Raw genomic sequence first — 14496 nt, forward strand, 5'->3', positions numbered from 1 at the left:
TGATGCTTCCTTTCTCAGCTGCCGCGGTAGGTCGAGTAGGCGTAGGGACTCAACAGCAGCGGAACATGAAGGTGCCCGCTGCCGTCGGCGTCGAAACTGATGATCACTTCCGGATAGAACCCCTCGATCCCGTTGTCGGTGAACCACGTTCCCGTGTCGAACACCAGTCGATAGCGCCCTGCGGCCAGCTCGGACCCGGCGAGATCGCGGATCCGGCCATCGGGATTGGTTGTGGCGCTGCCCAGTTGTTCACCCGACGAACCCAGCAGCGTCACCCGCACCCCCTGCGCCGGGCGCCCGGACACCGCGTCCAGCACGTGGGTACTCAATCCCGTCATGACTCGCCTTGCCTCTCGAATTCGTCCGCATGCCGTCCGGCAGGACCAAGCATCCGCACCAGGCGACCGCGATTGATCTTGCCCAATTCCATTCTCATGACCCGGCGCTCATTCTGCGGATCGTTCTTGAGCCGTTCCTCCAGAATCGCCAGCAGCTCCTCGGCGGGCCGACCGTTGGCGAACACCAGATACACATAGCCGAAAAGCTTCTCGTACTCCGCGTTGCATTCCTTGAGCCTGGCCAGCACAGCATCGTCTGCGCCCGTCACGCCCGACTGCTCACTCTGGGAGGCCGCGCTGTCGGACCGCTCCCCGATCCTCGGGTGCCCGTCGAGCGCCTCGTCCAAGTCCGCCTCGGTGAGCTCGGCCAGGATCAGGTCCGCCCGGTTGTACAGCGCCTGCTCGTCGCGGAACGGTCGTCCGGCCGCCACCCGCACCGCCCATATCCGGGACGCGCAACATTCGTAGAGCCAATGGATCGCCTGGCTGTCGGAGAGCTCGTTGAAGCTCTCGATTCCCCGCCAGTCAACGCGTCGCATGGAAATCCTCGAAGCGGCCGAAACGAGCGGCAGTGATGGGGTTGGCATCGGCCACCAGATCATCGAACCGGTAATTGGCGATCTTCGCGATCTCGATGAGAGCGAACGCGCGCTCGCTGGTGGTGGAATTCTCCATCCGGCTCCACCCATTGCGCAGCAGACGCTCGTAGCGCTCGGTTTCGCGTGCGCAAATCACTAGTGGGAAACCGAAATGCTCGCGATAGGCATCGGCCAGGCTCACCACGTTGCTCAGCTCGTTCTCGTCCAGCGTCTGCAGGATGGTGTGATCGACGGCCGCCATCTCCCCAGCTTCGTCCTCGGCGCCCAGATCGGGGAACGATCTGATGAGTTCGAGCTGCTCGTCGTCATCGCCGGTGAGCATCGCCTCCTGAAAGGCGCTGCGAAGATCATGGGTGTCGGCGAACGGCCGCTGCCGGTAGGCGCGGTCGATGACCCAATCCACGTCCTGCACCAGGCCGCCGAAGGTGTCGCGGAATCCCTCAAGAGTCATCTCGTTGACCTGCGCGAGTCGGATGGAGCCCCCGCCAGCCACCGCGACGCCCCGGCTGCCGGTGTGGAAAAACAGCAGATTCAGCACGATCGCGGTGATGGCGCCCATGGTGATGCCGGTGCTGAATGGGATCTGCAGCAGTCCCGGAACGGCCTGATCGATACCCGGAAGCGCGGGGACGGCAATGGCCCGGCCGTGATCCAGGACGGTTGACGCGCCCGAGGACTGGGAGAACTGCACGTACATCCCCATCGCAAGGGAGGTGCTGGCGATGATCAGGTTGCGATGGTCGTTGAAGTCGACCTTGCCCAGGGTTTGGATGCCCACCACGGCCACCGTCGCGAACAGCGTCATCGCGGCCCCGCCCAATACCGGGGCCGGGATCGACTCCACGATCTTCGCGGTCTTGGGCAGCACGCCCAACACCATCATGATCACCCCGGCGGCGGCTACCACCCAACGGCTCTTGACACCGGTGAGGCGCACCAGCCCCACATTCTCCGAGAACGCCGTGTACGGGAAGGAGTTGAAGGTGCCACCGATCATGGTGGCGATGCCGTCGGCCCGCACCGTGGCGGCAATATCCGCGCCCCGCACGCGCTTGCCAACGATCTCGCCGGTGGCGAAGACCGCCCCGGTGGATTCGACGGCGGTGACCATCAGCACGACGATCAGCGACACCACCGCGATGACATCGAACCGCGGGGCGCCGAATGCGAACGGCGAGGTGAATCCGATCCAGTCCGCCTCGCCGACGCGAGCGAAGTCGGTGTCCCCGACCAGCCACGCGATGGCGGTACCGGCGACCAGCCCGAGCAGGACCGCGATCGTGCTCCAGAAGCCCCGAAAGAACCTCTGCATCAACACGATCGCCGCGATGGTGCCCACCGCGTACATCAGCCAGCGCCCGTTGCCGGGATCGTGGGCGGCCACCGGGCTGTGCGGGTTGCGGACGGCGTCGCCAATACCCACCGGCAGCAGCGATACCCCGATGATCGTGATGACCGAACCGGTGACGATCGGCGGGAAGAAGCGAATCAGGCGGGCGAAGAACGGTGCGATAAGAAAGGTAAACGCGCCCGCGGCGATCACCGCGCCGTAGACGGTGAGCAGCCCCACCCGGCCACCGCCGTGATCGTTGGCGATCTTGATCACCGGAGCGAGGGTGGCGAAGGTGACCCCCTGCAGGAGCGGCAGTCGCACACCGATCTTCCAGAAGCCCACCGACTGCAGAATCGAGGCAATACCGCAGGTGAACAGGTCGGCCGTGATCAACATGGTCAGCGCCTCGGCGTCCAGGTCGATAGCGCGCGCGATCAGCAGCGGCACGAGCACCGCACCGGCGTAGAACGCGATCACGTGCTGCACACCCAGGGTGACGAGCTTGCCCACGGAGGGCACCTCGTCCACAGGATGCACTCTCCTGCGTTTGCCCCCGGGCGAGGTCGCTCGCGTAGTGTCGGCACTCATCGCAGAACCTCCAAACCTTCTGTGTTCCGGGCGCGGTTGCCGGCGGCGAAAGCGACGCTAAGTCGGCTGTGTTGCGGGCATATTGCCGCGTATCTATATTTTTCCGACCGGCGGGCCAAGCTCGGTGTCGATAATCACATCTAATTGCCCTGCGGCGGAGACGATTACCGACTCCAGGCGGTCATGGTGGGCTGCCGCGACGGCCAGCAGGGCCTCGGTATCGCGTCGCGCCACCGCGGTGAGCATCGCCTCGTGGTCGGCGTGCAACTGCAATTGCGCCGACGCGGGCACCGCCCGCATCACCTGGAACGGCTCGGTCAGATTCCACGTGGCCTCGAACATGTGCAACAGGCGGTGCATACCGCACGGAGCGACGAGCGCCCGGTGAAATTGTCGCGAATGCAGATGAAACGCACGCATATCGCCGTCGACAGTGGCCCGCTGCAATTGTTCGTGCTCGGCCAGAGCGACATCCAGATCCTCGGCCGTCGCGAGTGCCGCGGACTGGGTCAGCGCGGCACGCTCGAGAACGCCTCGAGTGAAATAGATCTCACGCAGCTCCGGAAGGGTCAGCTGAGCCACTCGATACCCGCCGTTGGTCCGATGATCGACAAGCCCCTCGGCCACAAGGGTTTTAAGAGCTTCCCGCACGGGGATCGGGCTGATTTGATAGGTGTCGGCGACCTCGTTGATGGGGATCACCGATCCGGGCGGGGCGGCACCATCGAGGATGGCACGTCGTAGCCCATCAAGCACGTTGCCCTGGTTATGCCCGGACCGGTTGGCGCGCAGCTCATTGATCAGCCTTCGGTACCGGAATGTGCGCGACATCGACCTGATTTTGTCAGTGGACGCACTCCACCGCCATCGGTGGCGACGCAGAGTTAACGCGAACGTTTCATGGCGCGGGTGGTGCCCATCAATGCCGTGCCCCACTCACCGCGTCGACGTACCCTGTCGGCCATGCGGATACGGGTGATCAACCCCAACACCACCGAGGCCATGACGAAGGGCATCGGGGTGGTGGCCGAGTCGGCGGCCTGGCCGGGAACCGATATCACCACCGTGAACCCGGAAATGGGGCCGGCGTCGATCGAGAGCCACTACGACGAGGCGCTGAGTGTGCCCGGCGTGCTCGCCGAGATCCGCCGCGCGGAATCCGAAGGCACCGACGGGTACGTACTCGCCTGTTTCGGCGATCCCGGCCTCGATGCCGCACGGGAACTGGCCGCCGGCCCGGTACTCGGTATCGCCGAGGCCGCAATGCATATGGCCAGTCACCTCGGCCGGGGGTTCAGTGTGGTCACCACGCTGGAACGCACCGCGGGGCGCGCCTGGGATCTGGCCGAACGCTATGGGATGTCATGCTTCTGCCGGGGTGTACACGCCTGTGACATCGCAGTACTGGACCTGGATGAGAACCCGCAGACCAAGGAGATTCTTATCGAACGCTGCCGCAGCGCCGCGAAAAACGATGGCAGCGAGGTGATCGTGTTGGGTTGCGCGGGGATGGCCGGCCTGTGTCGAGACATCTCGTCAGAGCTGGGGTTACCGGTGATCGACGGAGTGGCCGCCGCGGTGAACCTGGTGCAATCGTTGGTCGCGATGGGCCTACGCAAGTCGGGGCAGGGCGAGTTCGCCCCGCCGGCACTTAAATCCTATGCAGGACTGCTTGATTCATTCGGCGGCACACCCGCCGGATGAACCCGACGCCAGTGCTCGGCGATGTCCACGCGTTTGGCGATCCACACGCCCTCCCGTGACTGCACATGGTCCAGGAAGCGTTCGAGCGCGACGGTCCGGGCCGGACGGCCCACCAACCGGCAGTGCAGACCGACCGACAACATCTTCGGGCTGCCCGCCTCCCCCTCGGTATAGAGGTAGTCGAACGCATCGCGCAGATGCGTGAAAAACTCTTCCCCGCTGGGAAATCCGGCCGGCGAGGCGAACCGCATATCGTTGGTGTCCAAGGTGTAGGGCACCACCAGGTGGTCAGCGCCGCCGTCATCGGTGGGCACGCGAACCCAATACGGCAGATCATCGGCATAGGAGTCGGAGTCATAGACGAACCCCCCGTGCTCGACCACCAGCTGCCGGGTTTGGGGGGAATCACGTCCGGTGTACCAGCCCACCGGAGCCTCGCCGGTCAGATCACGCAGGATTCGGACGGCCTGCGCCATATGCTCACGCTCAACATCCGGGGACACCAGCTGATAGGACTGCCAGCTCAGGCCGTGACAGGCGATTTCATGCCCGAGCTCACCAAACGCCGCCACCGCCTCCGGGTTGCGCTGCAAGGCCCGCGCGACCGCGAAGACGGTCAGCGGCAGGCGGCGGCGTTCGAACACCCGCAAAACGCGCCAGAGCCCGGCACGTGAGCCGTACTCGTATAACGATTCCATGCTCATATGCCGATTGGGGAACGCCTCGGCCGGCACCATCTCCGACAAAAATGTCTCCGAGGCCGCCGATCCGTCCAGGACGTTATTTTCAGCGCCCTCTTCATAATTGAGCACAAATTGCACCGCGATGCGGGCATCGCCGGGCCACCGCGGATGCGGCGGCACACGTCCGTATCCCACCATGTCGCGGGGTATCGCCGATTCGGCATCATATTGAGCCATCGTGGGCACGATAGTAGGCCGATCGGATCACCGCACCGAATCAGATTCCGCTGACCTGGTTCTGGTCCGGCGAAGATATTGTCTTCGCGCAACACGGCGGCAACACCGGCCGCTTAGTTTCGGGTGTCACCGGCGTCATCGTTGCCGGTCGACATACCTTGGAGGTTCTTGTGACCGGTGTACTCGCGGCCGATGCCATCGCTGCGCCCACCGGGCGGAGTGCCGCCGGGGACAGCGTGATCAAACCCGGGTACGACCCGGCATTGACCAACGGTGACCTGGCGCCGCTGCGGACGCAGAGTTGGACCAGCTACAACTTTTTCGCATTCTGGATGTCCGATGTCCATAGCGTCGGCGGCTACGTTTTCGCGGGAAGTCTTTTCGCGCTGGGAATCTCGGCGTGGCAGGTGCTACTGGCCCTGGTCGTCGGCATCGTGGCGGTGTACTGGTTGTGCAATCTGGTGGCACGCCCCTCACAGCTGACCGGTGTGCCGTACCCGGTAACCGCCAGAGTCGCATTCGGTGTGCGGGGCGCCAATCTGCCCGCCGTGATCCGTGGCCTGATCGCCGTGGCCTGGTACGGCATCCAAACCTATTTGGCCTCAGTGGCGTTCGTGCTCCTGGCGGTGAAGTTCCAGCCCTCCCTCAGCCGCTATGGCAATGCCGACGAGTACGGCTTCCTTGGTTTGTCGGTTCTCGGCTGGGGCGGCTTTCTGCTGATGTGGGTGCTGCAAGCGGTCGTCTTCTGGAACGGCATGGAGGCGATCCGCAGGTTCATCGACGTCTGCGGGCCCGCGGTGTACGTGGTGATGCTGACGCTCGCGGCCTACCTGATTGTCGAGGCCGGTTGGCAGAATGTGCATTTCAGCCTGGCATCGGGACCGCCCAAGAGCGGATTTGCCGCGGCGGCAGCAGTGCTGAGCGCGATAGCCCTGGTGGTGTCCTACTTCTCGGGCCCCATGCTCAATTTCGGCGATTTCTCGCGGTATGGGCGTAGCTTCGACGAGGTCAAGCGTGGCAACATCCTCGGGCTGCCACTGAACTTCGTGTTCTTCGCGGTCCTGGTGGTGTGCACGGTGTCGGCGGGGGCGACGGTGATCGGGCGCGACGCGGACGGCGCCATCATCACCGACCCGGTGCTAATCGTGGACAAGATCGACAACACCACAGCGGCCGTGTTGGGCGTACTCACCTTCGCGATCGCCACCATCGGCATCAACATCGTGGCCAACTTTGTTTCACCGGCCTTCGATTTCTCCAACCTCGCACCGACACGGATCAGCTGGCGAACCGGCGGGATGATCGCGGCCGTCGGCTCGATCCTCATCACCCCGTGGAACCTCTACAACAACCCGGACACGATCCACTACACACTCGACATACTGGGCGCCGTAATCGGTCCGCTCTTCGGGATCCTGATCGCCGATTTCTACCTCGTGCGCCATCGCACGATCATCGTGGACGACCTCTTCACCCTCTCCCCCTCCGGTGCGTACTACTACCGCGGCGGCATCAACCCGGTCGCGGTGACCGCGACCATCGCCGGAGCATTGGTCGCTATAGGCACCGTCCTCTGGGGCAGCGCGTATCTGGCGAGCTTCACCTGGTTCGTGGGCGCGGGTATCGGCTTCGGCGTCTATCTCCCGGGCATGCGGCACGCCCCTACCCACCTGATCTACGGCCGGTAGTCCCGGTCGGCGCCGTCTCCGAGATGGTCACACGACACATCGATCACATCGGTACGGCCCGCCAGGTACCGCCCGGCCCCTCGATCGCCCGTGAGGGTGGCCAGCACCGGGCCGAAATGTTCCGAACCGATGTAGACCGGGTGCCCCGGTCTGCCCGCGAATGTCGCCCGCGCCAACGCCTCGCGACGCCCGCCCGCGGCCTGTAGCACCAGCCGCACCGTCTCCGGCCCGACAGAAGGCAGGTCCACCAGGTGGAAGACCACTCCCGCGACGTCCGCTCGCGGCCCCAGCAGGTCCAGTATCGTGCGCACAGATTCCGAGACACCGTGGCGCCATCGAGGCACCTCGATACCCCTTGCTGGCGAAGGTATCTCGGCTCGCGCGGCACCCTGCGTGACGTAGATCTCGCCGCAGCCACCGTGGTCCAGAGCCGTCACCGCGAAGTCAAGCCAACGCCCGCTCTCGGCGAGGATCTTTGGCATTCCGAAACGGCTGCCGGCCCCTGCCGCGAGTACCGCACCGACGACGACACCGTCAGCGGGATCGGACTCTGCGGCGCGCATCCTCCTATCGAACCTCACGGCGACGCCCGGCGTAATACGGGCCGAATCTTCCGTTTACATGCGATAAACAGGCCGTCGTTACGGTCTCGCAGATGACGGCCGCGTTCGAGCTCCCCGCCAGCGAGATGGTGCGTCTGGCGAACAAGCCGCCCTGGTATCGGTCGCTATTCGTCCAGCTGCTGGTGGCCATTGTCGCCGGCGTCATCATCGGGTGGCAATGGCCGGGAGTCGGTGCCGACCTGCGCCCGCTTGCCGACGGTTTCATCAAACTGATCAAGATGTTGATCGCCCCGATCATCTTCTGCACGGTGGTGCTGGGTATCGCGCATGTCGGGGATCTCAAGTCCGTCGGGCGAATCGGCGTTAAAGCCCTCATCTACTTTGAGGCGGTCACCACCTTCGCGCTGCTGTTCGGCCTGCTGGTGGGCAACCTGACCAAGCCGGGTTCGGGTTTCCACATCGATGCCGGGACGCTGGCGACCGGGGCCGATGCCATCGCGAAGAAGACCAACAACAGCGAGCTGCCGCACACCGTCGAATTCCTGCTCGGCATCATCCCATCCTCCATCGTCTCCGCCTTCGCCGAGAACGCGCTGCTCCAGGTGCTGTTTTTCGCCGTGCTCTTCGGGCTATCGCTGGCCAAGTTCGGGGAGTCGGGCCCACCGGTGGTACTCGAGTTCATCGACCACCTCAGCCACATCTTCTTCACCATCATCGGGTGGATCATGCGGCTGGCGCCGCTGGGGGCATTCGGGGCGATGGCCTACATCGTGGGCCAATACGGGATCGGCGCGCTGGGCAGTTACGGAAAGCTCATCGGTGCCTGTTATCTGGCCGCACTGCTGTTCATCGGTGTGCTGGCAGCGGCGGCCAGGATCTTCGCCGGGGTGAATCTATGGAAGTTCATCGTCTATATCAAGGACGAGTTGTTCCTGGCCCTGGGCACCGCCTCCACCGAGGTGGTGCTGCCGCGCATCATGACGAAGCTCAACAACGTCGGATGCTCAAGGACGACAACGGGATTGGTGATACCCACCGGGTACTCGTTCAACCTGGACGGCGCCACCCTGTACCTCTCGATCTGCGTGCTGTTCCTCGCACAGGCTCTCGGGGTCAACCTGAGCATCGGTGAACAGATCACTGCCGTGCTGGTGCTGATGCTCACCTCCAAGGGCATGGCGGGCGTGCCCGGCTCGTCGTTTCTGGCGCTTTCGGCGACGGTGGCCGCCATCGGTCACGGCGCCATCCCGGTGGCCGCGGTGGCCATATTGCTGGGCGCCGACCGAATCATGGACTCGATGCGGGTCTCGGTGAACCTCCTGGGCAATTGCGTGGCGACGCTAGTGGTGGCCAATTGGGAAGGCCAGCTCGATAAAGACCGCATGCGCAGAGTTCTCGCCGGTGAACAGGTCGCGGACGAGTCCGACGAGGAATCCGCACCTGCACACGCCTGAGCGCTGTCGCAACGAGTCTGCGAGCATGGGACCCGTGTCAGCGGCATCATCATCGGACCCATCAGATACCAGTGGTCTCGATTGGCTCGCCCCCATCGCGGAACTCTTGGCAGCTGCCGATGCTGATCTGGCGACCAAGTATCCCGAGGACCGCGGTCAACCGCAGCCCGTTCATACCGCCTATGTCAGTGCGGGACTAGCCGACGCTCAGACACCCGAGCGCTGGGGGGCATCCGCGCTTGAGCTTGCCGGGCGCCACGAGCAGACGCTGGCCACACTCGATATCCAGGGCGTCCTCCCCCGTGTCCTAAAGCAGCTCGCCACCGCTCCCATCCAGGACCTCCGACTGGACTTCGAGGACGGTTACGGCTGGCGCGCGGATAGCACCGAGGACACGGACGCACGCAAGGCCGGGCGCACGTTGCGCTCGCTGTCGACGGCGGCGAATCCACCTCAGGTACTGGGTATCCGGATCAAGGGCCTCACCTCGCTGCACTTGCGGCGAAGCGTGCGCACGCTGGAGCTGGTGCTGGACGGCGCGTCGGGAGTGCCGCGAGGATTCGTGACGACGATTCCGAAGTTCCGCGCGCTGGCTCAGGTCGACGCGGCCCTACGCCTGTTCGACGAGCTGGAGCGGGTGCACGGACTGCCCAGTGGTTCACTGCGTTTCGAGCTTCAGATCGAGAGCCCTCAGGCCGTGCTGGGCGCCGACGGCGCAGCTACGCTGGCCAAGGCGATCCACATGGCGCAGGGACGCCTCGTCGCATTGCATTACGGCACCTACGATTACAGCGCGGCATGCGGGATCGCCGCCACCCACCAGTCCCTGGAACATCCCGTGGCCGACCACGCCAAGGCGGTGATGATGGCGGCAGCAGCTCAGACCGGCGTGTGGGTGTGCGACGGCTCGACACAGGTCATGCCCGAGGGATCCGCGGACGAGCAGGCCGCCGCGATCACCAGGCACCACCGGTTGGTCACCCGCGCCCTCGAACGTGGCTACTGGCAAGGCTGGGATATGCACCCGGGACATCTACTCACCCGGTGGTTAGCCACCTACGGCTTCCACGCGCAGGCCCTGGCGGTCGCCGGGCCACGTATCGATGCCTATCTGCGGCGGCAGGGCGGCGCGGTGGTCGACGAGCCCGCGACCGCGCAAGCGCTGGCGGCCGGAATACTGCGTGGTCTGGACTGCGGCGCCTACACGGTTGACGAGGTGACCGCGATTGCTCCCGGATGCGACCGAGCGGTACTGGACCAACTCGTACAACGGACCGCGACAGGAGGAACCGACCCGCGATGACCGGCAATACACCTACGGGGCTGCCCGATTTCACGATGCTGCCCGACCTGGCGCTGCGCCCGCTGGGCGGCGCGGTGATCTGGACCAACGATGACTTGTTCGCCGAAAAGGAGAACTTGATCAAACCCGGGCCCGCGGATTACCGGCCCGCGACATTCGGCCATAAGGGGCAGGTGTACGACGGATGGGAGACCCGGCGCCGGCGCGACCCGGCCGGTGATCCCGGCCATGACTCCGCGATCGTTCGGCTGGGCGTTCCCGGTGTGATCGCGGGTGTGGTCGTCGACACCGCCTGGTTCAAAGGCAACTACCCGCCGGAGATTTCGGTCGATGCGGCGGAGATCGACGGATATCCCCCAGCAGCGGACATCGCCCGGGACACCTTCTGGCACAGCATCGTCGAACGCACGAAGGCCTACGGCGACACCCGCAACGTCTACGACGTCAGCTCAACGCAGCGGTGGACACACGTGCGGCTGACGATGTACCCGGACGGCGGGGTCGCACGGTTACGCGTCCATGGCCGAGGCCGCCCCGACTCACGATTTCTCGATGCCGGTCCCTTCGATCTGGCCGCCATCGAAAACGGAGGTCTTGTCACCGACTGCTCCAACCGGTTCTACAGTTCGCCGCAGAACTTGCTGTTTCCTGGGATCGCCCGCGAGATGGGTGACGGATGGGAGACCGCCCGCCGTCGTGACAGCGCCAACGACTGGGTACAGGTGCGGCTCGCCGGCGAGGGCGTGATCCGGCTGGCCGAGATCGATACCTCGTACTTCGTCGGCAACAGTCCCGATGCGGCGGGGCTATTGGGCTTGACCGCTCAGGGCGACTGGGTTCCGCTGCTGCCGCGTACTCGACTGCAGCCCGACACCCGGCACCGTTTCCTACTAGATAGCGACCAGCCAGTCACCGACATCCGCCTGGACATCTACCCCGATGGCGGGTTATCCCGTCTACGGCTCTTCGGTGAGCTGACGGCCACCGGACGGACCCCCGTCGAAAGTCACTGACGGACAGTGTGAATCGGCAGGGGTGGTTCTGAACCGCCTCTACGGCTTGAGCAGAAGATCCACCAGTGCCGCGCGATAGCTATCGGAGGCGCGCTCGGATCCGCGAGGCCCCAGATAGAGGTACCCGGCTCCGACGGCGAAGGCGAATTCGGCACGAAGCCGCGCCGTATCGGGATCGAAACCGCTGTCGGTGAACACGGACCGCGCGGCCCGCAGCACACGTCGATCGGACGCCCGAACACCTTCCGCGGCGGCCTGGTTGGTCCTCGCCCACTCTCGCATCGAGCGCTCCAACGCCCACTGTCGCGGGCGCATAAGCATCGACATCATCGTGGTCAGACGTTCTCGCGGAAGCAGGTCTGCGAGCGCCTGCATTTCCTGGTGATCCTCGGTAAGTCCGTCACCCCACGCGCCGATCAACGCGGACCGATAGGCCTCGATATCCGAGAAGTGCCAATAGAAACTGCCCTTTGTCACACCAAGGCGAGTCGACAGCGTCTCGATCTTGAGTTCGCGCAATCCTTCCGCTGCCAGGATGTCGAACCCGGCGTGCAGCCAGTCCTCGGCCGAAAGGCGCGTGGAACTCATCGTCTCGTGAACCTCCATGCCGTCCAGACCGACGCCCGGCCATCTCCATACCTTTAGGTATGTTAGCGTCTGCGCATGTCAACCGTGGAATTGCCGCAGGCTGAGGCGATCTGATGAAGACGTTATGGGTGGAAGCCTCGCCGAACGGCGAGAACTCGCTGTCCTCAGCCCTCGCCGCGGAATTCATCGACGCTGCGGATCCCTCGGCGACGGGAGACGTGGAGCGATTCAACCTATGGAACTCCGAGTTCCCACAATTCGGCGCCGAGGCCGCCACCGCGAAGTTGGCGCCGATGTTCGGAAAAGACCTCACCGCCAATCAGGTTCAGATATGGCAGGACATCGTCGACGAGGTGGAGCGGGTACGTCGGTTTGACCGGATTGTCATCTCCTCACCGATGTGGAACTGGAATGTGCCCTATCCGCTGAAGGCGTGGATCGATGTCATCGTGCAGCCCCGGCTCAGCTTCAGCCTGGACGAGAACGGCACACATATCGGCGTACTGGGGAACGGCAAACCGGTTCACCTGATCCTCACCCGCAGTAGCGCCTATGACGGCCGCAGTCCCGAATTGCTCGATTTTCAGCAGCCGTACCTGGAGTACGTCTTCACCATGCTGGGGTACACCGTGGACTCCCTGGTGTTCGAACCGACCACACGGTGGAGCGACGAGGCCCGCCAGCGGTTTCGGGAGAAGTCCCTGCACCGCGCACGCGAGCACGGTGCGACGATCACCCCCACCGGGAACTAAGTCGGTCGCACAATCGTCTGACTAGCAAGAAGCAAAACCGGGGGGGACCCATGACTTCGACACGGGCACTGCCCACAGGGCATCCGCTAACACCTGTCGCCGTCCAGAACCGCTCCGATCACGAGCGTTATTCACGGTAACCAGATAGGTTGAATTTATGTCCGATCTGCCCACTCGCACGTATGTCGAGTTTCCCGGAATTAGCACCCGCGCCTGGGAACATCCCGCTGATCGTGCCGCGCTGCAAACACTGCGCAGCCTGAAGGGCTTTGACACTGTCCTCAAGGCACTGGCCGCCTTGCTGCGCGAACGTCAGCACCGGCTGATGTATCTGGCCACCGCGATCCGCGTCGACGACCGGCAGTTCGCCACGCTGCACGACACCCTCAACGACTGTGCGCGCATCCTCGATGCCCCGGAGACTCCGGAGCTGTACGTCATTCAGGGGCCGTATGCCAATGCCTTCACCATCGGCATGGACCGCCCGTTCATCGTCCTCACCTCGGCCCTGCTGGATCTGCTGAACGAACAGGAACTGCGCTTCATCGTGGGCCACGAGCTCGGCCACGCCCTCTCCGGGCACGCGGTCTACCGCACCATGCTGATGCACCTGATGCGCCTCGCCGGGAACATCGGCTGGATGCCGATCGGCGGATGGGCCGTGCGCGCCATCGTCGCCGCGCTGATGGAGTGGCAGCGCAAGTCGGAGCTTTCCGGAGACCGTGCCGGGATGCTCTGCGGGCAGGACGTGGACACCGCCATCCGAGTGGAGATGAAGCTGGCCGGCGGCTCCCGCCTGGACGAGATGGACACCCAGCGCTTCCTGGCGCAGGCCGCCGAGTACGAGCGCACCGGCGACATGCGCGACGGCGTGCTCAAGCTGCTCAATCTCGAACTTCAGTCGCATCCCTTCTCGGTGCTGCGGGCCGCCGAACTGAGCAAATGGATCGACCGCGGAGACTATGGAGTGATCCTCGGCGGAAGCTATCCGCTGCGCGAGGACGATGCGCAGACGGACCTGGGCGCCGATTTCCGTTCCGCGGCAAAGTCATACAAGGACAACTTCGATTCCTCGACCGATCCGCTGATTTCCGCGTTGCGCAACTTCGGATCCACCCTGGACGGCGTCGTGAACGTCGTCGGACAGGGCGTCACCGATGTCGCGTCAGACGTGCGACGTCGGTTCTCCGAGTGGCGCAACCCTGCAGGCGAAGACCAAGCACGCGACGACGAATCATGACCGACCAGAACTACATGAACTTCTTCGTGGAGCGGCCGGCCTCCGCTGCGTCGGTGCTGCGCGCCTGCGCGACGGCGTGCGGCCTCCTCTTGGAGTCCGACGACCATCCCGTCGATGATGCGGACGGATACCTCCAAATAACCCAGTACACGGACGGATTCGAGATGGGGCTGTGCATCATCTGGCCACCCACCTCGCCGGTAACCCGACCCCAAGAGGCGGTGGCGCAAGCCATCGCCGACGAACTGCGTCAACGCGTGATCTTTGACGTCGAGGATGCGAACGCCGAATCGGGTGAACGATGGATCCTCGCAACACCGGGCGGCACCGTCGCGGAGGTGGACGTTGTGGAGTACGACGACGGCGTTGGCCTGCCCGTATTCGATTGACACCGCCGGTTTTCGGTGGCCATC

15 protein-coding genes are annotated in these 14496 nt (G+C 64.4%); 8 read left to right on the plus strand and 7 right to left on the minus strand.

All coding sequences use genetic code 11. The features are described 5' to 3' along the window. Positions 1–14: 14 nt before the first annotated feature. The 4 genes from uraH to FZI91_RS19050 all read right to left on the minus strand — a co-directional run bounded on the left by uraH (position 15) and on the right by FZI91_RS19050 (position 3689). Complete coding sequence (uraH, locus tag FZI91_RS19035) at positions 15–338, minus strand: hydroxyisourate hydrolase (RefSeq protein WP_155940632.1); 324 nt, start codon at positions 336–338, stop codon at positions 15–17. Further along, a complete protein-coding gene (gene uraD, locus FZI91_RS19040) occupies positions 335–877 on the minus strand; it encodes a 2-oxo-4-hydroxy-4-carboxy-5-ureidoimidazoline decarboxylase (protein WP_155940633.1) in 543 nt (180 codons plus the stop codon). The genes uraH and uraD overlap by 4 nt, the downstream gene beginning before the upstream one ends. Beyond that, positions 864–2858 (minus strand): solute carrier family 23 protein, encoded by a 1995-nt coding sequence (locus FZI91_RS19045; protein WP_155940634.1) that lies wholly within the window; start codon positions 2856–2858, stop codon positions 864–866. The genes uraD and FZI91_RS19045 overlap by 14 nt, the downstream gene beginning before the upstream one ends. A gap of 93 nt (positions 2859–2951) precedes the next feature. Further along, positions 2952–3689: a GntR family transcriptional regulator gene (locus FZI91_RS19050; RefSeq protein ID WP_155940635.1), complete on the minus strand. Its 738-nt coding sequence runs from the start codon at positions 3687–3689 to the stop codon at positions 2952–2954. A gap of 132 nt (positions 3690–3821) precedes the next feature. On the opposite strand from FZI91_RS19050, the gene FZI91_RS19055 reads away from it, so the two are divergent. Then, positions 3822–4562, plus strand: a complete 741-nt coding sequence (locus FZI91_RS19055; RefSeq protein ID WP_155940636.1) for an aspartate/glutamate racemase family protein — start codon at positions 3822–3824, stop codon at positions 4560–4562. On the opposite strand, the gene puuE is transcribed toward FZI91_RS19055, so the two are convergent. Beyond that, positions 4517–5443 (minus strand): allantoinase PuuE, encoded by a 927-nt coding sequence (puuE, locus tag FZI91_RS19060; RefSeq protein ID WP_162526344.1) that lies wholly within the window; start codon positions 5441–5443, stop codon positions 4517–4519. The genes FZI91_RS19055 and puuE overlap by 46 nt on opposite strands. Before the next feature lie 209 nt (positions 5444–5652). Between puuE and FZI91_RS19065 the strand changes: the two genes are divergently transcribed. Beyond that, on the plus strand, positions 5653–7170 hold the full coding sequence (locus FZI91_RS19065; RefSeq protein ID WP_162526329.1) for an NCS1 family nucleobase:cation symporter-1: 1518 nt from the start codon (positions 5653–5655) through the stop codon (positions 7168–7170). On the opposite strand, the gene FZI91_RS19070 is transcribed toward FZI91_RS19065, so the two are convergent. Then, positions 7158–7733 carry an NTP transferase domain-containing protein gene (locus tag FZI91_RS19070; RefSeq protein WP_155940639.1) on the minus strand — a complete coding sequence of 192 codons (576 nt, stop codon included), beginning with the start codon at positions 7731–7733 and terminating at the stop codon, positions 7158–7160. The genes FZI91_RS19065 and FZI91_RS19070 overlap by 13 nt on opposite strands. Positions 7734–7825: 92 nt before the next feature. On the opposite strand from FZI91_RS19070, the gene dctA reads away from it, so the two are divergent. From dctA to alc, 3 genes are read left to right on the plus strand one after another with little or no spacing between them, the layout of a single operon-like run. Continuing rightward, entirely contained in the window at positions 7826–9187 is a 1362-nt protein-coding gene (gene dctA / locus FZI91_RS19075; protein ID WP_155940640.1) for a C4-dicarboxylate transporter DctA, read from the plus strand. A gap of 25 nt (positions 9188–9212) precedes the next feature. Next, positions 9213–10490: a DUF6986 family protein gene (locus FZI91_RS19080; RefSeq protein ID WP_155940641.1), complete on the plus strand. Its 1278-nt coding sequence runs from the start codon at positions 9213–9215 to the stop codon at positions 10488–10490. Continuing rightward, positions 10487–11503, plus strand: coding sequence for an allantoicase (alc, locus tag FZI91_RS19085; RefSeq protein ID WP_155940642.1), 1017 nt, complete (start codon positions 10487–10489; stop codon positions 11501–11503). Before FZI91_RS19080 ends, alc begins: the two co-directional genes overlap by 4 nt. 39 nt (positions 11504–11542) lie before the next feature. Here alc and FZI91_RS19090 read toward each other — a convergent pair whose 3' ends face one another. Then, entirely contained in the window at positions 11543–12091 is a 549-nt protein-coding gene (locus FZI91_RS19090) for a TetR/AcrR family transcriptional regulator (protein WP_155940643.1), read from the minus strand. 113 nt (positions 12092–12204) lie between these two features. Here FZI91_RS19090 and FZI91_RS19095 point away from each other — a divergent pair, with 113 nt between their 5' ends. The 3 genes from FZI91_RS19095 to FZI91_RS23755 all read left to right on the plus strand — a co-directional run bounded on the left by FZI91_RS19095 (position 12205) and on the right by FZI91_RS23755 (position 14472). Next, positions 12205–12843, plus strand: a complete 639-nt coding sequence (locus FZI91_RS19095) for an FMN-dependent NADH-azoreductase (protein ID WP_155940644.1) — start codon at positions 12205–12207, stop codon at positions 12841–12843. 157 nt (positions 12844–13000) lie between these two features. After that, entirely contained in the window at positions 13001–14083 is a 1083-nt protein-coding gene (locus tag FZI91_RS19105; protein ID WP_162525970.1) for a M48 family metallopeptidase, read from the plus strand. Next, the gene (locus tag FZI91_RS23755) at positions 14080–14472 is read left to right on the plus strand and encodes a hypothetical protein (protein ID WP_162525971.1); all 393 of its coding nucleotides are present in this window, start codon (positions 14080–14082) and stop codon (positions 14470–14472) included. Before FZI91_RS19105 ends, FZI91_RS23755 begins: the two co-directional genes overlap by 4 nt. Positions 14473–14496: the final 24 nt, after the last annotated feature.

This window comes from Mycobacteroides sp. CBMA 271 (assembly GCF_009729205.1).
In the GTDB taxonomy this organism is placed as follows: Bacteria; Actinomycetota; Actinomycetes; order Mycobacteriales; family Mycobacteriaceae; genus Mycobacterium.